The following is a 22,034-nucleotide window of genomic DNA, read 5'->3' as shown; positions in this document are numbered from 1 at the left end:
TGTTTACGCCCTGTGGTGCATGGGCCTTACCTTTGCTTCACGAGCGAACAAGGTTCGTGGCGGGCACGTCGAACCGGACGGTTCAGAGGCTGAGGCACATCAGGATGTCGTCACGGTCGTCGCCAGGGGCCACGCGCAACGCACCTGGCCATCGGCCCACCTCCGTCCATCCCAGGCTCCGGTAGAAGTGCTCGAGCCCGAGTCCCCCTCGCGCGCTGAGCCGCAGCTGCTCCAGTTTCATGTCCTCCGCGGCGATCTCCCGGACGCGGGTCATGAGGGCGGTGCCGACTCCTTGCCGGCGGAAACGGGGGTGGGTCTGGACGTGGTTGACCGCCCCGTGGTGCGCGATCAGGGGATGGAGGTCCCGGCGAATGATCAGCCAGCCCGCGAGTGTTCCGTCGAAGACGGCGACGAGTAGTCGGCCGCGCTCCGGATCGAGTCCGGCGATGAGCCGTTCCGCCGCGGGACCGACGTCCCGCACGCTGACCGGGGGCAGTGGAATTTCGGGCGCGATCACCGCGCCGCCCGCGTTGATGACGGCTGTCCAGCAGTCGACCAACTGCCTTCCCAGTTCCGGCGTCATCTCGTGCGGTCGGGTGATCTGAAGGAACTCGGGGGAGTCTGACATCGTCATGACGATCAGCCTTCCAGGCGGGCCGGCGGATCAGGACGGCGGTGTCGTCGCCGAGGTCCAGCGCGCGCTCTGCCTCACCCCGCGCGGCCGTGGGCTTGGTGCGGCGGGGTTTCCAGGTCCGCATTCCAGGAGCGTGGCAGCTGTGCTCCTTCGTCCTCAGGTTCTCGTCAGCCGGGGTCCCGCATGCCGAGTAGGCGGACCGGCGCAGGGCGCTACCGGGCGAACCACCTCCAGCGTCCGGGAGGTACTGACGAATCCGAAGTACACCGGGCACATGGTGTGGAACCGGCGGGCCCGCAAGGCCGCAGGCCGCAACCCCCTCAACCCGGTGGGGCAGTGGGTGTGGTCCACCGCTCCCGTGCCTCAGGCGCTGGTCGACCTGGAGACGTTCGTGCGCGCGCCGCAGGTCGCCGAGGGCCGCCGGCGCTCGCGTCCCGTCCCCGGGCCGAACCAGCATCCACAGACCAATCGCATCTACCGGCTGCACGGCTACGTTGTCCGCGCCCTGTGCGGCCGTCGCATACACGGCAAGCCCAGCGGACGGACCACCTACTACGTGTGCGCGCCCAAGGCGGAATACCGGCCAGACATGGGCGCGGTCACGACGAGAGGCCGCCGCGCACGAAGCCGTCAAGCAGGAGCGCATCCCCAGGTAGGGTCACTGTCCACCCTGACCTGCGAAAACACGGAAACGCCGAGGGGCAGGCCCCCTACGGCTTGGGCGCGGGTTGCTCGCCCGAGCCTCGGACGATCAGCCGGGTGGGAACGGTGATCGTGCGGGCCCGGGAGCGGTCGCCGTCGAGCCGGGCCAGGGCGGTGGCCGCGGCGCTGCGGCCGAGTTCTTCGGGGTCCTGGGCGACGACGGTCAGGGCCGGTTCCAGTGCTTCGGCGAGTGATACGTCGTCGAAGGCGACGACGGCGACGTCCTTGCGCTTGCCGCGGGCGAGTTCGGCGACGATGCCGAGCGCCATGATGTTGTTGCCGGCGAACAGGGCCGTGGGGGGATCGGCCAGTTCGAGGAGCCCGGAGGTCGCGGCCTCGGCACCCTGCTGGTCGTGTGCGCTGGCGACCAGCGAACGGTCGTAGGGGATGTCGGCTTCTTGCAGGGCTACGCGGTATCCGGCGAGGCGTTCGCGGCGGGTGTACAGCTTGACGGGCAGGTCGCCGACGAATCCGATGCGGCGGTGGCCGTGGGCGATCAGGTGGGCGACACCGTCTTGGGCCCCCGCGCGGTTTGAGCTGACGATGCTGTCCGTGGACAGGCCGACTCCTGGTCGGTCGAGGAAGACGATGGGCAGCCCCGCCGTCCGGTGGGACTTGAGGTGGGAGTGGTCGGCGCCGACGGACGGCACGACGATCAGGATGCTGACGCGCCGGGCGAGGAACTTGGCGGTCAGGGCGCGTTCGCGGTCGGGGTCGTCCGCGGAGGAGCCCATGAGCAGGGTCAGTCCGCGTTCGCCGACAGTGTCCTCGATGGCGCGGGCCACGGCTCCAAAGAAGGGGTTGGCGAGGTCGGGGATGACCAGGCCGATGGTGGTGTCCGGGCCACCGACGCGGATGTTGCGCGCCATGAGGTTCGGCTGGAAGCCCAGCTTGGTCACCGCGGCGAGTACCTCTTCCCGCGTCTGCGCCGAGACGGGTCCGTCCTCGTTGAGGACGCGGGAGACGGTCTTGGCGCTGACGCCGACTTCTCGTGCGACGTCGGCCAGGGTGGGGCGGCGGTGCGCTGCCATGGAGGAAACAGTCTCCTGTGCTCGTCGGTTCCGGCCGCGGCCTCGGCCGGAAGCCGTGAGAGCGGGGTTGTGTTGTCAGGTGGCCTGTACTCCGGCGGCCTTCGCGGCCTCCGAATCCGCTACGACAGTAGCTCCGGCCTCGTCGACGGTGAGCGCGCCGGTCATGATGGCGACGACCTCCGCCATGGAGTAGTCGGAGGGCTTGATCACCGCGGCGCGCCGGCCCAGCCGGTGGACGTGGATCCGGTCGGCGATCTCGAAGACGTGCGGCATGTTGTGGCTGATCAGGACGACTGGCATGCCCTTGTCCCGGACGCGGCGGATGAGGTCCAGCACCTGACCGGACTCCTTGACGCCGAGGGCGGCGGTGGGTTCGTCCATGACGACGACGCTGCGGGCCCAGGCGACGGAACGGGCGACCGCGACGGCCTGCCGCTGTCCGCCGGACAGGGTCTCGACCGACTGTGTCAGCGAGCGCAGGCCGATCTTCAGGTCGGCCATGTGCTCGGCGGCCTCCTGACGCATGCGCTTCTTGTCGAGCATGCGGAAGGCGCTGCCGAGGATGCCGGGGCGGCGCAGTTCGCGGCCGAGGAACATGTTGGAGGCGATGTCCATGGAGGCGGCCACGGCGAGGTCCTGGTAGACGGTCTCGATGCCGTGGGCGCGGGCACTTTGCGGACCGGAGAACTGGATCGGTTTTCCGTTGAGCCGTATCTCGCCGGCGTCGGGGACCACCGCGCCGGTGAGGGCCTTGATGAGGCTGGTCTTGCCGGCTCCGTTGTCGCCGATGACGGCGAGGACCTCGCCCGGCAGCAGGTCGAAGTCGGCGCAGTCGATGGCGGTGACCTGGCCGTAGCGCTTGACCAGACCTCGGGCCTGCAGCACGGGGGCGGGGGAGGAGGTGGCAGTCATCGGGCCTTCTTCCGGGAGAGCTGGTCGACGGTCACCGCGAGGATCACCAGGACGCCGGTGATCAGGGTCTGGTAGATGGAGGCGACGCCCATCAGCTGCAGGCCGTTGCGGAAGACGCCGACGATGAGGACGCCGATGAAGGTGCCCAGGACCGAACCGCGTCCGCCGAAGAGGCTGGTGCCGCCGAGGACCACGGCGGTGATGCTGTCGAGGTTGTCGGTCTGCCCGGCCTGGGGGTCGCCGACTCCCGTGCGGGAGATGAGCAGCAGGGCGGCGATGCCGTACAGCAGGCCGGCCACGGTGTAGACGCCGATGGTCAGCCGGGAGGTGCGGATGCCGTTCAGCCGCGCCGCTTCCGGGCTGTTGCCCACCGCGTAGACGTGCCTGCCCCAACCGGTGTTGCTCAAGGCGTAGGCGAGGAGGAGGAACAGGGCGATGGTGACCAGCGAGCCGTAGGTGATGTCGGTCTTGCCGAGCGGGAAGGTCTGCCCGAGCGCCGTCAGCGGTCCCGGCAGGTTGGTGACCGTCTGCTCCTCGGAGTAGATGTGGGTCAGCGCGAACGCCACGTTGAGCATGCCGAGGGTGACGATGAACGGCGGCAGCGGGATCTTCTGCACCAACGCCCCGTTGAGCAGGCCGAAGCCGCCGCAGACGACCAGGCCCAGGGCGATGGCGGCGAGCGGGGGCAGGGAGCCCTCGGCGGCCATCTTGGCGATGACGATGCTGCCGAATGCCATCACGGCACCGCACGACAGATCGATACCCGCGGTGAGGATGATCAGGGTCTGTCCGATGGCGAGTGTGCCGACGACCATGACCTGCTGCACGATCAGCGAGAAGTTCCCGCCCGTGAGGAACTGGTCGGTCGAGATGGAGAAGAAGGCGCAGGCCAGGAGGAGGGCGACCAGCGGGCCGGTGGTCGGTTGCGTGAGCAGTCTGCGGGCCGTGGTCGGTTGTTTGAGCTCGGCGTACGGCGTGGACGTGGAGGGCGGCGTGGACGTGGCGGTCATGCGAGGTCCTTGTCGGGAGACTCAAGTCCTTGTCGGACGGCAAGAGGACGAGGGGCGGCCGTCGGTCGGGGAGGAGAGGCCGGCCGCCCCGCTGAGGGGTTTCGAACGGCGGCAGCGGGGCGTCGGCGGCTCAGCCCCAGCAGTTCTCCAGGCCGTAGGCGGTGTCCTTCGACGTGACCCCGTCCTGCGGCTTGTCGGAGATCAGGGTGACGCCCGTGTCGGTGTAACCGGACGCCTTCTTGCCGTCCTTGGCGTACGTCACGACAGCCTTGACGCCCTCGGCGGCCATCTTCAGCGGGTACTGCTGCGACGTGGCGGCGATCTTGCCGTCCTTGACCGCCTGGGTGCCGGTGCAGCCGCCGTCGACGGAGACGATCAGCACGTCCTTCTCCCGGCCCTTGGCCTTCAGCGCGGTGTACGCGCCCAGGGCGGCCGGTTCGTTGATGGTGTAGACGACGTTGATGCCGGGCGACTTCTGCAGGCAGTTCTCCATCGCGGTCTGGCCCTTGGCCTGGTCGCCGCCGGTGTCCTGGGCGCAGACGACGTCCTTGTCGGTGGCGCCGAAGCCCTTCAGGAAGCCGCTGTGCCGCTGGACGCCGACGGAGACGCCCGGCGCGAGGTCGAGGGTGGCTATCTTCGCCGACTTGCCCTTCATGGCGGCCTTGGCGTACTCGCCGATCAGCTCACCCGCCTTGACGTTGTCGGTGGCGAAGAGGGCGTCGACCGCGCTCTCCGGCTCGGTCGGGGTGTCGAGGGCGATGACCAGCACGCCCTTGGCCTTGGCCTTCTCGATCGCCGGCACGATCGCCTTGGAGTCGCTGGGGGTGATCAGGATGCCCTTCACGCCGGCGGCGACCATGTTCTCGATGGCGGTGACCTGACCGGCGTTGTCACCGTCGAACTTGCCCGCTGCGGTGGACAGTTCGACGCCGTTCTCCTTGGCGGCCTTCTCCGCGCCTTCCTTCATCTTCACGAAGAACGGGTTGGTGTCGGTCTTGGTGATCAGACCGACCTTGACGTCGCCCGATCCGGCGCTCGCGGTGCCCGATTCCGATCCGGATCCACAGGCGGTCAGGGCGAGGGCTGCGACACCCGTGCAGGCGGCGGCTCTGAGCAAGGAGGAGGGCAGACGAGAGATGCGTGACATGAACAACTCCTGCGGGATTGCGGGCGAGCGGCCGGCATCGGGGCATGCCGTCCCGAGGTGTCATCGTTGACTTATGTCATCGTTGACACTGCTTGGCGAGGATGATGGACTCCGGTCCCCGGCAACGTCAATGCCTTGCACCCGTCACAAATCGGCAACGCCCGCAGCCGTCTCCCGCCCGAAGCCGTTCAGCGACTGCCCGCGACGTGCCCGTTCTGCCAGCACGTTCCAAGAGAAGAGCAGCCCAGAGAAGAGCAGCCCATGACCCCGCCTCAGATCACCGTCCTGGGAGAGTGCGTCGCCGACGCGTTCACCGAACCCGCAAGTACCCGGAACGAACTCGCCCTGCGGGTGCTGCCAGGCGGCGGACCCGCCAACACGGCGGTGGCCCTGGCCCGGCTGGGCACGTCGGCCCGTTTCCTCGCGCGCCTGTCCGGCGACGTGTTCGGCCGCCTCTTCCGGGCCCACCTGGAGGCATCCGGGGTGGACCTGTCGCACGCCGTCGAGGCCGCCGAGCCCAGCACGCTGGCCGTGGCCGAGCTGGACACTCGTGGCCAGGCCACGTTCTCCTTCCACGCGCAGACCACCGCCGACTGGCAGTGGACGAGCGCGGAACTGGCCGGGGTGGACCTGGCCGACACCGCCTGCGTGCACACCGGGTCACTGGCCCTGGTCAAGGAACCCGGGGCGGTGGTGGTGGAGGACTTCCTGGCAGTGGCCGCCTCCCGGGCCACCATCAGCATCGACCCCAACGTCCGCCCGCTCCTGGTGCACCCCGAGGTCTACCGCGCCCGGCTGGCGCACTGGTGCGGCCTCGCGGATGTGCTGCGGCTGAGCGAGGACGACCTGGATCTCCTGCTGCCCGGGACGGCGCCCGAGCAGGCGTGCGACACCTGGCATGCGGCGGGGGCGCGGCTCGTCCTGATCACGCGTGGTGCCGACGGCGCCCTGGCCTCACTCGACGGCGAACGGCTACAGGTGCCCGCGGTGGGCACGCGGGTCGTCGACACGGTCGGCGCGGGGGACTCTTTCACCGCGGGACTGCTGCACCACCTCGGCACCCGCGGCCTCCTCGGCGGCAGGCTGACCGACCTGCGTATCGGCGATGTCGAGGCCGCCTGCCTGTTCGCCACGCAGGTCGCGGCCCTGACCTGCTCGGTCGCCGGCCCCAACCCGCCATGGGAGAGCCAGTTGGCAAGGTTCGCGACGGAAAAGACCGTCGCCCAGCACCTCGACCCCACCCACTGACAAGGACCCGAAACCATGACGAAGACCCTGCTCGCCGAGTTCACCGTCCGAGAGGGAGCGGAGGACGAGGTCGCTCGCCTGCTCTGGGACTACGCCCTGAAGGTGCGCGAAGAGGAAGGCAACCTGACCTTCGAGGTCTACACCAAGGCGGCCAATCCACGCGCCTACTGGATCTTCGAGGTCTACCGGGACGAGGACGCCTTCAAGGCACACCTGGACGCCCCGTACGGTGGCCCGTTCAACGCCGCCCTCACCCCGCTGATCGAGGAGGACGCCTCCGTACTGACGTTCCTCGATCCGCTGGCCACGCATCCGTGACGAGCGTTCGACACCGGCGGCGACGCGGAGCTGGAGCGCGGGGAGATCGACTGCAAATCCAATCGCCCGCCCACGTGATCACCGCGGACCCGCGGCGCGTCACCGCCAGGTCGACTTCAGCTGCCACGCCCGCATCTGGTCGAGGGTGGCGGTGCCGCCCTCGGCGAAGACCTCGACGCCGGTGCTGGAGGGGTCGGGGAAGATCTGGTCGGTGATCACCGCTTCGCCGTTGCCGCCGAAGACCTCGACGGAGGACCAGTCGACGAGGATGCGCAGCTCGACCATGCCGTTCTCGGGCTTCAGGGGGGCGGTCTGGACGCCGGGGAAGGTGCTGTTGAAGTCGCCGACGCCGGAGCGGGTGCGGTCGACGTACAGCTCCTGGGTTGCGGTGTCGTAGCCGATGACGGTCTCCTCGCCTCCGGCGCCGGTGCGGACCTTCAGGCCGAACCGTTCGGCGTCCTCGAGGGAGAAGGCCGCCTCGATGTCGAGTGCCTTGCCCTCGGCCGCGCGGCCGATCAGAGGCTTGGAGGTGCTCTTCACGGTGACGCCGGACGCGGTCGCCGGGCGCTTTCCCCGGAGCGACTCCAGGCTGCCCACCGGCTTGCTGGTCAGCCGGATCCGGCCGTCGACGGTGCGCAGGGCCATCTCCCTCGGAACGCTCTGCGCGCCGCGCCAGGGGGAGGTGGGGATGGATTGGCCGTAGTCCCAGTTGTTCATCCAGCCGATCATGTACCGCTTGCCGCCCGGCGCGTTCTCCCAGGACACCGCCGCGTAGTAGTCCTTGCCGTAGTCGGCCCAGTCGGCGCGCTGCACGATGGACTTCGCGGGTGCGTCGGCGGCGGTGAACCGGTCGGCCAGGACATGGCCCCAGCCGCCGGAGTTCATGTCGACGACCTGTATCTGCGCCTTCTTGCCGACGTACGGGCGCATGTCGAAGGAGGCCCAGTCCAGGGTCTCGCTGTCGGCGCCGGTCGCGCTGCGCACGACCTCGCCGTCGACGAGCAGGTTGACGGACGTCTCCTGGGAGACGCGCTGGGCCTGGGTGTCGGACAGCACGATGTGGTCGACGTCGAGGTGGCCCCAGCCGCCGGTGTTGTCGTCGACGATCCTGAGCTGCGCCTTCTTGCCGGTGAGATCGCTGACGTCCCAGGAGGCCCAGTTGAGTGCCTCGGCGTCCTTTCCGGTGGCGCTGCGCACCACTTGGCCGTCCACGAGGAGTTCGACGGCGGTCGGGTTGTCGTCGTCGGCCGGGTGGTTGCCGCCGCCGATGAGGAAGTTGATGTGCTTCTTGTCGATGGTGAACTCGGGCGAGGCGAGGGTGCCGGTACTGGCGTCGCCGTTCAGGAAGGTGTTGGCCAGCCCGTCTCCCAGGAAGCCGGAGACCTGTCCCTGGCCGGGGAGGGTGCCGGGGGCCGGTTCGGTGCCGAAGGCGTCCCCGGTTGCCGTCCAGTCGCCGTAGGTTCCGCCTTCGAAGTCGGCGAGGACCGTGCCCTCGGGTGGAGTCCTGTCCATGACGGTTCCGGCCTCGTGCGGATGCCGCCCGCCACCGATCTTGAAGTTCAAGTAGGGGCTGTCGACGGTGAATTCGGGCGAGCTGAGGGTGCCGGCGGTCCCGTCACCGCCGTGGAAGCTGTTGGCGAGGCCCTTGCCGTCGAAGCCCTCGACGGCCCCTTGCCCGTCCACCGACCCGGCTGCCGGTCCCTGGCCGAACGCGGTTCCGGTCGTCGTCCACGAACCGAAGTCGGTGCCCTCGAAGTCCTGCACCACCGTGCCGGTGGGCGGTGTGTAGGTGCCCTTGTCGTCGGCGGTGAACTTCTTGCCGTCGAAGTCGCCGACGAAGTACTGCGAGGCCGAACCGCCCGCGATACCACCGGGATTGATGTTGACGACCAGGACCCACTTGATGTTGTTCTTGTCCCCGTCGACGGCGAGGGGGAACAGGTCGGGGCACTCCCACACGCCGCCCGTCGCACCGGCCGGCCCGAACTCGCTCTGCAGCTTCCAGTCCTTGAGGTTCTTGGACGAGTAGAACTGCACTTTGTGCTCGGCGGACAGCGACACGGTCATCAGCCAGCTCTTGGTGGGTGCGTACCACTGGACCTTGGGGTCGCGGAAGTTGGTGGAGCCGATGTCGATGACGGGATTGCCCTGGTACTTGGTCCAGGTGCGGCCGCGGTCGGTGCTGTAGGCAAGCGACTGGGCCTGCTTGCCGCCGTTCTTGTAGGCACTGGTGTAGATCGCCACCATGGGCGGGTTCTTCTTCGTTCCGAACCCGGTGGTGTTGTTCCAGTCGACGACCGCGCTGCCGGAGAACACCATCTCCTCGTCGTCGTGCGACAGGGCGAGCGGCAACTCCTCCCAGTGCACGAGGTCCTTGCTCACCGCGTGCCCCCAGGACATGTCGCCCCAGGAGTTGCCGTTCGGGTTGTACTGGTAGAAGAGGTGGTACTCGCCCTGGTAGTACACGAGACCGTTGGGGTCGTTCATCCAGTTCTTCTCCGGCGTGAAGTGGAACTGGGGTCTGTAGGTCTCGGTGTACGCAGGGGGGTCGGCAGCTACGGCCTGGGGGGCGAGCGGGGCTGCGGACAGGGCGCAGACGGTCGCCACCGCCGCCATCATCCGTATGCGGGCATGCCGGGATACGCGTGCAGAGCTCATGGTGTCTCCTAGTCCCGCGGCTCGTCGGCGCAGCGCTGACTGCGGCCCCGGCGCGGACGGACCGAAAAGTGACATCCCAGCGGCGTCGACGTCCACGCAGCCGACTGGGGTGTCATCGACGACTTGTGTCATCGATGACAGCGAGTGCCCGATTATGAAGGGCAATCCGGCCAGTGCGTCAACGGTTCGGGCGTGATTGCTCCGGGACGGGCCTACGGTCCGTCGGGCGTCGTCGGCGGTCGGCAGCCGCCCCAACGAGCTCGGCCAAGGCGGGTTGAGATCGGCAACCGCGCAGGTCAGAGCGGTGGCTTGGGTAGCGACCGGCAGGCTTCCGCGGCATCGTGCGAGACCGAGATCGGCCGGGTCAACGAGTTGTTTCCGGGGTGTTGACCGGTGAGGGCCCGCGGTGCTTCACTTCCGGGACCGGTACCGAAACCGGTTCCGGGACCGATGTCGGTACCGGTTCCACAAGGCTCTGTACGATCGGCCCTTCGGTGCGGGAGGGAAGTCTTCCGCCTCTGCAGGAAGGGAGGGGAGGTGACATGGGAGTCACTATCGCCGACGTGGCCTCGCGGGCCGGGGTCAGCAAGACGACGGTCTCGCGGGTGCTGAACGGCAAGGGCGAGATCAGCGAGGACACCGTTGTGAAGGTCCGCAAGGCGATCTCGGAGCTCGGCTATGTGCCGAGCGCCGGGGCAGTGGGGCTGGCACGCGGCACGACACAGATGATCGGCATGCTGGTCCCTGATATGGCCTGGGCCTGGGCCGGCATAGTGCAGGCGGTCGTCGAAACGCTGGAGGCCGAGGGCTTCGGACTGCGCATGCTGACCGTGAACCGCGGTGAGGAGTCACTGCGCAGGCTGGGCCTGCAGGTCGCTGCCAAGTCGTTCGACGGTCTGCTGGTGATAGAGCCCGAGGGGGCCCTGGGAGCCATCACGGAACTGCACGAAGCCGGACTGCCGGTGGTGTTGATCGACGACCGTTTCCAGCGGCCGGGATTCCCCTACGTGGCCACCACCAACCGGGAGGGCGGTGAGCAGGCGGCGCGCCACCTGCTGGACCTCGGCCGCCGTCGACCTCTGGTGGTGACCGGTCCCGACGAGTACGGCTGCACCCGAGAACGGCTGGGCGGCTTCGTCGACGTCTATGCGAAGGCCGGGATCGAACTCGGCCAACGCAGCATCATCGGCGGCGACTTCCAGTTCGACAACAGCCGGAGCGCGATCGCGCAAGCTCTCGCGGACGGCGTGGAGTTCGACGCGGTCTTCGGGCACAACGACCCCTCGGCGGCCGGTGCGCTCGCGGCCTTGCACGAGGCCGGCCTCAAGATTCCGCGGGATGTCGCCGTGGTGGGCTTCGACGACGTCGAGCTGGCGTCGTACACCTATCCGGCACTGACCACCATCCGCCAGCCGATGCGGGAGATGGGTGAGGCAGCGGCACGTCTGCTGCTCGACCACGTGCGCGGATCGCCGCAGGCCGCCCCCTCGCGCATCATTCCCACCAGCCTCGTGATCCGTGGCTCGACGTCAGAGCCGAGCTCGAACTGACGCGACGTCATCGCGATGCGCAGGTAATGGCGCCTCGCAGCCGGGCGGTGCGTTGCCGGTGAGTGACGCACCGCCCCCCTCTCCTTGAAACCTCGGCGAACCACTTCGGCCTCGCCGTCCTCGCAACCCCTGGCGGCTGCGCACGCGTTTCACGCGGCACCGCCCACATGGACCTTTCCGCCCGCGCGTTCCCGATCCGTGACACCGAACGGCACGCCTGGCGCACTCCGCCCGGCCGCTGGGCGGATGCTCCCGCCGCGACCCGCGGCTGACCGCCGATGCCAATGTCACCGCAGACGGTCTCCACTCGTGTGCCGACCCATCCGGCGCCCGCCCGCTCTCACCCTTCGCCGCCCCCCCCGCCTCCGTATCGCTCAACGGCAAGGAGCCGCATCATGCGTATCACCACCCGTCACACCGTCAGAACCGTCCAGACCCTCTGCGTCACCGTCACGGCAGCCCTGGTGGCCACCGGCTGCGGCCGGAGCGCGGATTCCGGCCCCGGCAACGATGCGCCCGCGAAGATCGACGCGGGCAAGGCCAAGGGGACGGTGGTCATGTGGTCCCTGGGCGACCCCGACGAGAACCTGAAGGCCCTGGCCAAGAAGTTCGAGCAGGAGAACCCGGACGCGGACGTCAAGATCACCGCGGTCCCGTGGAGCGCCGCCCACGACAAGCTGACCACCGCGGTCGCCGGCGGCAACACACCGGACCTGTCCATGGTCGGGAGCACCTGGATGGCCGAGATGGCTGCCATGAACGCCTTCCAGGCCACCCCGACATCGATCAAGTCGTCGGACTTCTACCCCGGCCAGTGGGACACCACCAAGTACAAGAACACCTCCTACGGCATCCCGTTCATCGCCGACACCACGGCGGTCTACTACCGAACCGACCTCACCACGAAGGCCGGCATCAAGGGCGCCCTGGCCGGCGACCGGGACGGATACCTGAAGGACCTCAAGGCCATCCAGGCCACCGCCGGCAAGCAGAACCCCAAGCTGCGCCACGCCGCGGGGCTCGTGATGGGCTTCAACTCCTGGATTTTCTGGCTGCCGATGGTCTGGCAGCAGGGCGGTGACATCTACGACGCCAAGACCGGGAAGTTCACCTTCGACACGCCCGAGGCCGCCAAGGCGCTGGAGGACTACGCAAGCGTTCCCAAGCAGGGCCTGGCGCCGACCGACAGGGCGGACAACGTGCAGGATTTCCAGGACGGGCTGACCGCCACGTATCAGGAGGGCGCGTGGGCCGGCGGCACCTTCCACCGGGACTCCCCGCAGCTGGACGGCAAGTGGAAGACCATGCCGCTGCCCTACACCAAGCAGCCCGCCGGGTTCGCCGGCGGCACCGACCTGGCGGTGTTCAAGGAGGCCGAGAACCCCGACGCGGCATGGAAGTTCGCCCGGTTCCTGACCGAGCCCGCCAACCTCGCCGCCTATTCCAAGGTCACCGGCACCCTGCCCCCCGCACCCCAGGCGTGGTCGGAGGGGAAGCTGACCGAGGACGAGAACATGAAGGCGTACGAGGAGCAGCTCAAGGTCAGCAAGGCGCCGCCCGCCATCACGACCTGGCAGCAGATCGCCGACGCCATCGACTCCGAACTGGAGAAGCTGGCCCTCGGCAAGGCCACCGTCGCCGAGGTGCAGAAGTCGCTGCAGTCCAAGGCCACCAGCATCGGCACCGGCCGCTGAGCGCCACCGCCATGAGCACCCCTCGCACGGACGGATGACATCCATGTCCACGAAAACGCTCCCTGGGCGGGGCGACACCAGCAAGCAGACCACCGCGGGGCCGCAGCGGAGTGCCGATCGCCGGCACTTCGCGCCTCGGGGCATGGCGCGCGGCAGGCAGGCCCGGGCCGCCTGGATCCTCGCCGCGCCCTTCCTCGCGCTGTTCGCGGCCTTCATGCTGCTGCCGTTGGTCTGGTCGCTGCTGATGAGTCTGACCGACACCAGTAGCGCCGATCTGCGCACACCCCTGAACGTGTCGTTCATCGGCCTCGACAACTACGTGCGGCTCTTCCAGGACGAGCAGTTCTTCACGGCCCTGCGCAACACCGCCGTGTTCGTCCTGGTGGCGCTGCCCCTGACGCTGGCTGCCGGGCTCGCCGCGGCGGTCGCCCTCGACCGGGGCATCCGCCGCTTCCGGGCCGTCTTCCGGGTCGGCTTCTACCTGCCGGTGATCACCAGCATCGTGGCCGTCGCCGTGGTGTGGAAGACGCTCCTCGAACCTCGCGCGGGACTGGTGAACCTCGTCCTGGGCTGGTTCGGGATCGACGGCCCGGCCTGGCTGGCGGACACCCGCTTCGCCCTTCCCGTCATGATCGTGATGGCGGTGTGGCGCAACCTCGGCACCGTCATGATCATCATGCTGGCGGGTCTGCAGTCCGTCCCCCAGTCCCTGATGGAGGCGGCCGAACTCGACGGCGCCGGGCCCTGGCAGCGGTTTTGGCGGGTCACCTTCCCGCTCCTGCGTCCGGCCCTGCTGCTGACCGCCGTCACCACCGGCATCGGCTATCTGCAGTTCTTCGACGAGCCGTTCGTGATGACGGGCGGCGGGCCGCTGGACTCCACCCTGTCGGCCACGTTGTACGCCTACAACCAGTTCGGCAACGGCAATTACGAGATGGCGTCGGCCGCCAGCTACGTCATCTTCGTCCTCATCGTGGCGCTGACCGTGCTGCAGTTCCGGCTGCTGCGAGACAAGGACTGACGAACCATGAGTACCCTCTCCACCCTCCCACCGGCACAAGCGGGCACGGACCGCGTCCTCAGGCGCCGTCGCATCCGCCAGTCCTGGGGCCAGCCCTGGCTGTATCTGCCGCTCGTCGGCGCCCTGCTGCTGATGATCGCGCCGTTCTTGTGGATGCTCTCCGGCTCCTTCAAACCCGAGGCGGACATCCGCAGGGTCCCGCCCGTCCTGATACCCACGGCGCCCACGACCGCCAACTACGGTGAGCTGTTCAGCACGCTCGACTTCACGAGCATGTTCGCCAACTCCGTGATCGTGGCCCTCGCCGTCACCGCCGGGAACCTCATCTTCTGCTCGATGCTCGGATACGCCCTGGCCAAGCTGGAGTTCCGCGGACAGCGCGCGGTTTTCCTGCTGGTCATGGGGACGCTCATGATCCCCGGCCTGGTCACCTTCGTCCCGCTGTACGTGCTGGTGTCCAACATGCAGCTGACCGGCTCCATGCTCGGGCTGATCCTGCCGTTCCTGGCCGGCCCCTTCGGGGTGTTTCTGATGCGGCAGTTCATCTCCACCCTGCCCGACGAGCTGATCGACGCCGCCCGCGTCGACGGCTGCCGCGAACTGGCCATCTTCGCGAGGATCATCCTTCCGCTGACCAAGCCGGCCCTCGCCACCCTCGGGATCATCACCTTCCTCGGCTCCTGGAACAACTTCCTGTGGCCGCTGGTCGTGGCGCAGAACGAGAGCCAGTACACCCTCCCTGTCGGCCTGGCCCTGGCCAGCAGCGGACAGTCCTTCACCCGCTTCGGCATCCTGCTCGCCGGTGCCGTCGTCGTCCTGCTGCCGGTGATGATCGTCTTCGTCCTCTTCCAGCGCCAGTTCGTGGCCGGCATCGCCACCACCGGCCTGAAGTGACATTCCGGCGGCAGGCGGCAGGCGGCAGGCGGCAGCGTCCTTGCGACGAAGCGTTCGCCGTCGCCGATCAACTATCTGACCTGTGACCACTCATTGCTTGGAGACCATAAATGGGACAGCCGGTTCGCCCTGCGGCGTACCTGGATCCGGAAGCGTCCGTGGAGGCAAGGACGGAGGACTTGCTCTCACGGATGACCCTGCCGGAGAAGGTCGGGCAGCTGATGATGCTCGACGCACAACACGGGGACCTGGCGGACATCGTGTCGGCCAAGCTGGCCGGATCAATCCTGCATGTGTCCCCTGACCTGATGCCTCAGGCCATGGAACTGGCCCGGCGGACACGGCTCGGCATTCCGCTGCTGACAGCCGACGACGGCATCCACGGCCACTCGTTCTGGCCGGGCGCGACCATCTTCCCGACCCAGCTGGCCATGGCCTGCACCTGGGACCCCTCCTTGCTCCACCGGGTGGCCCGAGCGGCCGCGACCGAGATCGCGGCGACCGGGATCCACGGGACGTTCTCCCCGGTGCTGTGCATCACCCGGGACCTGCGCTGGGGCCGGATCAACGAGACATTCGGCGAGGACCCGTTCCTGATCGGTGAACTCGGGGCGGCGATGGTACGCGGCTATCAGGGCGAGGGCCTCAGCGACCCGACAGCTGTACTGGCGTACGCCAAGCACTTCGCGGGCTACTCCGAAACCCTGGGCGGGCGCGACGCGAGCGAGGCCGATCTCAGCCCACGCAAGCTGCGTTCGTGGTTCCTGCCCCCGTTCGAGCAGGCGGTTCGTGCAGGCTGCCGCGGCTTCATGCTCGGGTACCAGTCCATCGACGGGGTGCCCATCACCGCGCATCAGTGGCTGATCAACGACGTACTCAAGAGGGAGTGGGGCTTCACCGGCACGCTGGTGACCGACTGGGACAACGTCGGCCGGATGGTCTACGACCAGCGGATCTGCGCCGACTACGCCGAGGCGGCGGCGGTCGCCGTCAACGCCGGGAACGACCTCATCATGGCCACGCCGCGGTTCTTCGAGGGCGCCCAGGAGGCGGTCGCCCGCGGCCTGGTCGACGAGAAACAGATCGATGCCGCAGTACGGCGGGTTCTGCGGCTGAAGTTCGAGCTCGGGCTCTTCGAGGACCCGCGTGTTCCCGACCCGGATCGGCAGGCGCAGGTGATCGGCCGCCGAGCCCACGCCGACCTCAACCTCGAAACCGCCCGCCGTTCCCTGGTGTTGCTGCGCAACGACGGCGTCCTGCCCCTCGAAGGAGGGCTGACCTCGGACGGAACCGGCCGCGCCGCGAGCCGCGGCAAGCAGCGGACGATCGCGGTCATCGGCCCCAACGCCGACAGCCCGGAAGCCATGCTCGGCGACTGGGCGGGCGCCACCGGCCAGGTCCCGTGGATGCCCGAAGGCCATCCCCGCGAGTCGGTGGAGACAGTGCTCGACGGCCTGCGCGTCGTCGCCCCGGCCGACTGGACCATCACATACGCCCGCGGTGCCGACATCGCAAGCCCCGACCAGGACCCCGAGTGGTCCACCGGGCCTGACGGCCAACCGCAGCCGCCCGTTTTCACCCCCGCCCCGGTCGACCAGGAACAACTTCGGGAGGCCACCGCTGCCGCAGAGGCCGCCGACTACGCCGTCGTGGTCGTCGGGGACACCATCGACCTCACCGGCGAGGTGCGCTCCACGGCCACGCTCGACCTCCAAGGAGGCCAGATCGCACTGCTGGACGCGGTCGCCGCCACCGGCACACCCGTGATCGTCGTACTCGCCCAGTCCAAGCCGAGCACCCTCCCGGACTCGGCACTGAACGCGGCAGCGCTCATCGAGGCGTTCAACCCGGGCATGCGCGGTGGCCGCGCCGTCGCCGAACTCCTCCTCGGACTCGTCGAACCGAGCGGCCGGCTCCCTGTCTCCTTCGCACGCCACGTCGGGCAGCAACCGGTCTTCTACAACCAGGTGCGAGGCCAGCACGGGAACCGCTACGCCGACCTCACCCAGGACCCCCTGTTCGCGTTCGGCGAGGGCCTCACCTACACCACCGTCACCTACTCCGACCTCGTCGTGCACGACCCGGACGTCCCCGCAGACGGCACCGTCGACGCGACGGTACGACTCACCAACAGTGGCAGCCGTCCTGCCCTGGAGACGGTCCAGGCATACGTCAGCGACCTGACCACCAGCGTCACCTGGGCCGAGCAGGAGCTGAAGGCTTTCACTCAGGTCGAAGTCCCTCCCGGTGAAAGCCTGGACGTCCGCCTCAGCGTCCCTGCAGCGCAGTGCTCGCTCGTCACAGCCGACAACCGGCGAGTGGTCGAACCAGGTGAGTTCGCACTCCGTGTCGGCCCCAGCGCACGGCGGGAGCAGCAGCTGAGCGCGGGATTCCGCATCCGGACCTGAAGCCCGGATCCGGACCTGAAGCCCGCATCCGGACCTGAAGGCCGTGGATGGCTTGAAGACCCCCGCCCCGCCGGCCCGCCGCCCCGCTAACCCGAAGGCCGGCGGGGCGGGTCCACTCTGAAACACCGAAAGGCACGCGTGTGTCCACCGCACCCCGCGATCCGCACCGCCCCGTGGCGCACCTGCGCCCGCCCCGCAACTGGATCAACGACCCCAACGGGCTGGTCTTCCAGGACGGCCACTACCACGTGTGCTACCAGTACAACCCGTACGGAGCGACCCACGCGAACCTGAACTGGGGCCACTTCCGCAGTTCCGACCTGCTGAGCTGGGAGCCGCTGCCGATCGCCCTGTCCCCGACCCCGGGTGGCGTGGACGCCGACGGCTGCTTCTCCGGCAACGCCGTCTCCGACGGCGACCGGCTCGTCGCCTTCTACTCCGCGCACCGCGAGGACCGCTCGTTCCAGCACCAGCCGGTCACCTGCGCCGTCTCCCACGACGGCGGCAACAGTTTCAGCCCGCGGGGCGAACTGCTCATCCCCGAGCTGCCCGAGGGCTGCACCATGTACCGCGACCCGTACGTCTGGCAGGACGGCGACGGCTGGCGGATGCTGGTCGGCGCCGCCCTCGCGGACGGCCGCGCCGCCGCCCTTCTCTACGACTCACCCGACCTGGAGACCTGGAACTACCAGGGGCCCTTCGCGGCCCGCGAGAAGGAGCCGATCAGCGGCACCGACCTGCACACCGGCGAGGGCTGGGAATGCCCCCAATACCTCCCGGCAGCCGACGGACGCGGCGCCCTCATCTTCAGCGCATGGAACCTGCCCACTGGCCCGCAGAGCGTCGCGGTCCTGATCGGCGCGGAGTACGACGTTCACTTCGAGGCCGGCCCGGCGGTGCCCGCCGACCACGGCCCCGACTGCTACGCACCGGCCCTGCTGCGCGCACCGGGCGACCGATGGCTGCTGTGGGGCTGGTCGTGGGAAGCCCGCGACGAAGCCTGGGCCGTCGCGGACGGATGGGCCGGGGTCCTCACCCTGCCCCGCGAGATCCACGTCCACGACGACGGCACACTGCGCCAGCAGCCCGCCACCGAACTGCTGGCCCTGCGCGGCGAACACACCATCCATGCCACTGGAGCGACGCACGGCACGCAGCCGGTGGACCTCGGCAGCGCGGGCCGCGCCTTCGACCTGACGGCCCGTCTGGAGCCCACCGGAAACGCCGGCCTGCGGCTGCTCACCACCCCCGACGGCTCCGAGTACCTCGACATCCGCCTCGATGCCGATACGGGCCAACTGGTCGTCGACCGCGACCACGCCTCACTGGACACCCGGGCCCGCGGCGGCTCCTACCGTGTGCCCTGCCCAACCGGCCGGCCCGTCGACCTGCGCGTGGTCGTCGACCACTCCATCGTCGAAATCTTCCTGACCACCACCGGCCAGGTCCTCACCCTGCGCTTCTACCCCACAGGGCAGGGCCCGTGGCGACTGCAGGCCCGCACCGCACCGGGGATGCGCCTCGGCTACGCGGTCGATGCCTGGGAACTGCACCCGCTCGTGATCAAGGAGCCGAGCACCGGCGCCGCAGAGCCGGCGCCGGCGGCGCCGTAGAACCGACTAAGCAGGTCCGAAGGAGGATCTTCCATGAGGTCATACAGTCTCGGACGACGCCAGTTCCTGGCCAGCGCGGTCGGTGTCGCCGCTGCCTGGACCCACGTATCCGGGAACGCCATCGCCGCCCCGCAGCTGAAGCAAGCCTCACGTGACAATTCCGTCCGTGTGTGGCTGACGGAGGTATCGGCCGACAAGTGGCTCGCCGGCCAGGACGATGTGCTGTTCAAGGCGAGGAGAACGGCCAACCCGCTGACGATCAAGATCGACGACAGCGTCAAGTACCAGAAGGTCGAAGGCTTCGGCGCGGCCATGACCGACTCCTCCGCCTGGCTCATCGACAAGCTGTCCACTGCCGAGCGGACCAAGCTGATGAAGAAGCTGTTCGATCCCTCGCAGGGCATCGGCCTCAGCCTGCTCCGCTCTCCGATGGGCGCCACGGATTTCAACGCGTCCGGCAACTACTCCTACAACGACATGCCCGCGGGACAAACGGACCCGACGCTGTCCGACTTCTCCATCCAGCACGACGTGCCGTACATCATTCCGGCCTTGCGGCAGGCCCTCTCACTCAACCCGTCCATCAAGATCATGGCCAACCCGTGGAGCCCACCAGGCTGGATGAAGACCTCCGACTCCATGATCGGAGGCACCCTCAAGAGCGAGTACACCTCCGCGCTCGCCGACTACTTCGTCAAGTTCATCCAAGCCTATGGCGAAGCGGGCGTTCCCATCTCCTACATTTCCCCGCAGAACGAACCCATGGGTACTCCCACCTGGCCCGGGATGTTCCTGTCCGCGTACCAGGAAGCCGAGTTGATTCAGGAGATCGGCAAGGCGTTCGAAGCCAATGGAATCTCCACGAAGATCCTGGCTTGGGACCACAACTGGGACGTGCCCTCGTACCCGGAGACGATTTTCAGCGACCCCGCAGCCTCCAAGTACACCGCGGGAACCGGGTGGCACATCTACAGCGGCAACCCGAACTACCAGAGCCTGGTCCACAACGACTACCCGAGCAAGGAAACGTTCATCACGGAAGCTACCGGAGGAGTTTGGCAGGACAGCGACCAGACGGCGTTCAGTGAAGCACTGGGTACGTGGATCATCAACGGCACGCGCAACTGGGCGAACGGGGTGATGCTGTGGAACATCGCACTCGACACCGATCGGGGCCCGCTCAACAGCGACACGGCCGGTATACCCATGCTTCGGGGATTGCTCACGATCGACCCGGCTGACGGGCGGGTGACCTACAACGTGGACTACCACGCCCTCGCTCACGCCAGCAGGTTCGTCAGGCCCGGAGCACGCCGGATCTACTCGAACACCCTCGGGGAAGGCAGCATAGAGAACGTCGCGTTCCAGAACCCGGACGGATCGAAGGTCCTGATCGCGTACAACTCGGGAAGCGCCGCGAAAACCTTCAGCGTTGTGGACGGGACGCACTCGTTCGACTACACCCTGAACGCCGGCGACGCCGTCACCTTCACGTACTCCGGGCCTACGCGGAGTGGCCTTGTCCCTGCGGCGACCAAGGTCTCGGACCCGACACACGACTTCGTCTTCACGTCGACATCCGGCCCGGTCACTGTCACGTACGATCCGGCACTACTGCCCTATCAGAATTCCGTCCGTACCGGAAACAAGCTGGTCACGTATTCCCTTCCGATCGGAGCTTCTGTCCAGACGACAGGAAGGGCACTGAGCCGTAGCAAGTGGACCGCAGCGGCTTCGGCGCAGCCGGATTGGGGTGTGGCCGCGAACGCGATCGACGGCGACATCAACACAAAGTGGAGCCTCGGGCATGGGACGGCGAGCGGCGACTGGTTCCAGATCGATCTGGGGAGCCCTACGAGCTTCAACAAAATCGTCCTCGACACCGGCGTAGACAATTCGTTCGACTACGTCACCAGGTATCAGATATATGTTTCGAACGATGGTGTCGATTGGGGCAGCGCAATTGCGAGCGGCAGCGGGGGCATCGGAAAGGTAGCCGTCACGTTGCCGACCCGGACGGCGCAGTACATTCGCATCGTAAGTACCGCGGCATCCGGTTTCTGGTGGTCCATCGGTGACATCGACATGTACGGATCTTCGCGTGGCACCGGTTCGATCGCAGCTCCGACAGCGGTATCGAAGGGCCTCCAGCTGAAGACCTGGACCGGCGAGGAAGGGGCGCAGGTCACCGTAGTATTCAACGGGACCGGCGACAGCAAGAGTTTCAAGACATCCACCGACGGCTCGTATATCTATACGCTGCCAAGCGGGACCTCGGTGATGTTCACAACCGAGAAGCTGTCAAGCTTCCCGACCCCGGTCTTCAGCAGTTTTACGCCGGACCGAGGGATGCCCCGCTCCAAGTTCACGATTCGCGGTTCCGGCTTCGGTGACGCGCAGGGGCTGGGTACGGTGTATTTCGGATCAAGCTATGCAGAAATCGATAGCTGGTCGGACACGAGTATCAGCGCTTACGTTCCGAAGGGGCTTTCGGCGGGGAAGGTCACGGTTTCCGTGAAGGGAACCAGCGGAGTGGATGCCGGTGAATCTTCGTTCGACGTCATCGATCTAGGTCCTGCGCTGCCGCGGACGGGCTGGACCGCAACGGCTTCGGACGCAAGTCAGTGGGATGCGCCCGGAAATATGCTCGATGGCGATTCTGGTACTCGGTACAGCTCCGGAACGGGACAGTACGACGGCCTCTGGATCCAAGTGGACATGGGGAAAACACAGACGTTCAACAAGATTGTGCTGGATGTTGGCGGCAGTGTCAGCGACTATGCGCGAAGCGCGGAGGTATACGTATCTGCGGATGGAACCGACTGGACCGAGGTTTCTTCGGTGGCGGACGGCCAACGAGTCCACCTGGTCTCCTTCCCGACGCAGACTGCTCGCTACATCAAGGTCGTCAATACCGACAATGTTGCGCGTAGCTGGTGGTCAGTCGCAGAATTCAACGTCTACAACTGAACCCGGCTGCAACGACCTACCGGGCCCGTCGACGCGCGCACGAAGGAGTCCGCCGGCGGTGCCGTGGTCGGTCAATGCGACTCCCGAACACGCCGGGCTCATGAAGGACTTCATCGTCAAGTACCAGATCCCGGCGGAGGCCTGGTTCGTCGCCCACCCCAGCCTCACCGTCGCGGAGGCCGGCCGGCTCAAGCGGCAGGACGCCGCCCTCCAGAACTTCCTGG

16 protein-coding genes are annotated in these 22,034 nt (G+C 67.8%); 10 read left to right on the top strand and 6 right to left on the bottom strand.

All coding sequences use genetic code 11. The features are described from left to right. Window positions 1-82 precede the first annotated feature (82 nt). Entirely contained in the window at window positions 83-634 is a 552-nt protein-coding gene (locus AB0I77_RS13425) for a GNAT family N-acetyltransferase (protein ID WP_363282642.1), read from the bottom strand. On the opposite strand from AB0I77_RS13425, the gene AB0I77_RS13420 reads away from it, so the two are divergent. After that, window positions 633-1,406 carry a recombinase family protein gene (locus AB0I77_RS13420; RefSeq protein WP_363282641.1) on the top strand — a complete coding sequence of 258 codons (774 nt, stop codon included), beginning with the start codon at window positions 633-635 and terminating at the stop codon, window positions 1,404-1,406. The genes AB0I77_RS13425 and AB0I77_RS13420 overlap by 2 nt on opposite strands. On the opposite strand, the gene AB0I77_RS13415 is transcribed toward AB0I77_RS13420, so the two are convergent. From AB0I77_RS13415 to AB0I77_RS13400, 4 genes are all read right to left on the bottom strand, one after another. Further along, window positions 1,345-2,367, bottom strand: coding sequence for a LacI family DNA-binding transcriptional regulator (locus AB0I77_RS13415; RefSeq protein ID WP_363282639.1), 1,023 nt, complete (start codon window positions 2,365-2,367; stop codon window positions 1,345-1,347). The genes AB0I77_RS13420 and AB0I77_RS13415 overlap by 62 nt on opposite strands. Before the next feature lie 75 nt (window positions 2,368-2,442). Further along, entirely contained in the window at window positions 2,443-3,279 is an 837-nt protein-coding gene (locus AB0I77_RS13410; RefSeq protein WP_363282638.1) for an ATP-binding cassette domain-containing protein, read from the bottom strand. Then, window positions 3,276-4,289, bottom strand: coding sequence for an ABC transporter permease (locus AB0I77_RS13405; RefSeq protein WP_363282637.1), 1,014 nt, complete (start codon window positions 4,287-4,289; stop codon window positions 3,276-3,278). Before AB0I77_RS13405 ends, AB0I77_RS13410 begins: the two co-directional genes overlap by 4 nt. A 130-nt stretch (window positions 4,290-4,419) precedes the next feature. Beyond that, on the bottom strand, window positions 4,420-5,436 hold the full coding sequence (locus AB0I77_RS13400) for a sugar ABC transporter substrate-binding protein (protein ID WP_363282636.1): 1,017 nt from the start codon (window positions 5,434-5,436) through the stop codon (window positions 4,420-4,422). 261 nt (window positions 5,437-5,697) lie between these two features. Between AB0I77_RS13400 and AB0I77_RS13395 the strand changes: the two genes are divergently transcribed. Together AB0I77_RS13395 and AB0I77_RS13390 are read left to right on the top strand one after the other, a co-directional pair. Continuing rightward, a complete protein-coding gene (locus AB0I77_RS13395; RefSeq protein WP_363282635.1) occupies window positions 5,698-6,684 on the top strand; it encodes a carbohydrate kinase in 987 nt (328 codons plus the stop codon). 15 nt (window positions 6,685-6,699) lie between these two features. Continuing rightward, a complete protein-coding gene (locus tag AB0I77_RS13390; RefSeq protein WP_363282634.1) occupies window positions 6,700-7,002 on the top strand; it encodes an antibiotic biosynthesis monooxygenase family protein in 303 nt (100 codons plus the stop codon). A gap of 99 nt (window positions 7,003-7,101) precedes the next feature. Here AB0I77_RS13390 and AB0I77_RS13385 read toward each other — a convergent pair whose 3' ends face one another. Then, window positions 7,102-9,660 carry a GH32 C-terminal domain-containing protein gene (locus AB0I77_RS13385; protein ID WP_363282633.1) on the bottom strand — a complete coding sequence of 853 codons (2,559 nt, stop codon included), beginning with the start codon at window positions 9,658-9,660 and terminating at the stop codon, window positions 7,102-7,104. 542 nt (window positions 9,661-10,202) lie between these two features. Here AB0I77_RS13385 and AB0I77_RS13380 point away from each other — a divergent pair. The 7 genes from AB0I77_RS13380 (at window position 10,203) to AB0I77_RS13350 (ending at window position 21,810) form a co-directional block, all read left to right on the top strand. Beyond that, on the top strand, window positions 10,203-11,210 hold the full coding sequence (locus AB0I77_RS13380; protein ID WP_363282632.1) for a LacI family DNA-binding transcriptional regulator: 1,008 nt from the start codon (window positions 10,203-10,205) through the stop codon (window positions 11,208-11,210). Between the two features lie 395 nt (window positions 11,211-11,605). Beyond that, window positions 11,606-12,904 (top strand): extracellular solute-binding protein, encoded by a 1,299-nt coding sequence (locus AB0I77_RS13375; protein WP_363282631.1) that lies wholly within the window; start codon window positions 11,606-11,608, stop codon window positions 12,902-12,904. A gap of 43 nt (window positions 12,905-12,947) precedes the next feature. Next, window positions 12,948-13,925 (top strand): sugar ABC transporter permease, encoded by a 978-nt coding sequence (locus AB0I77_RS13370; protein ID WP_363282630.1) that lies wholly within the window; start codon window positions 12,948-12,950, stop codon window positions 13,923-13,925. A 6-nt stretch (window positions 13,926-13,931) separates the two neighbouring features. Next, entirely contained in the window at window positions 13,932-14,819 is an 888-nt protein-coding gene (locus tag AB0I77_RS13365; RefSeq protein WP_363282629.1) for a carbohydrate ABC transporter permease, read from the top strand. Between the two features lie 110 nt (window positions 14,820-14,929). Next, complete coding sequence (locus tag AB0I77_RS13360) at window positions 14,930-17,227, top strand: glycoside hydrolase family 3 N-terminal domain-containing protein (RefSeq protein WP_363282628.1); 2,298 nt, start codon at window positions 14,930-14,932, stop codon at window positions 17,225-17,227. A gap of 140 nt (window positions 17,228-17,367) precedes the next feature. Next, a complete protein-coding gene (locus tag AB0I77_RS13355) occupies window positions 17,368-18,840 on the top strand; it encodes a glycoside hydrolase family 32 protein (RefSeq protein ID WP_363282627.1) in 1,473 nt (490 codons plus the stop codon). 33 nt (window positions 18,841-18,873) lie between these two features. Next, the gene (locus AB0I77_RS13350; RefSeq protein WP_363282626.1) at window positions 18,874-21,810 is read left to right on the top strand and encodes a discoidin domain-containing protein; all 2,937 of its coding nucleotides are present in this window, start codon (window positions 18,874-18,876) and stop codon (window positions 21,808-21,810) included. The last annotated feature ends 224 nt before the right edge of the window (window positions 21,811-22,034 follow it).

It is taken from the genome of Streptomyces sp. NPDC050619 (assembly GCF_040654815.1).
Lineage (GTDB): Bacteria > Actinomycetota > Actinomycetes > Streptomycetales > Streptomycetaceae > Streptomyces.
This window is presented reverse-complemented; position numbering and strand designations above follow the sequence as displayed.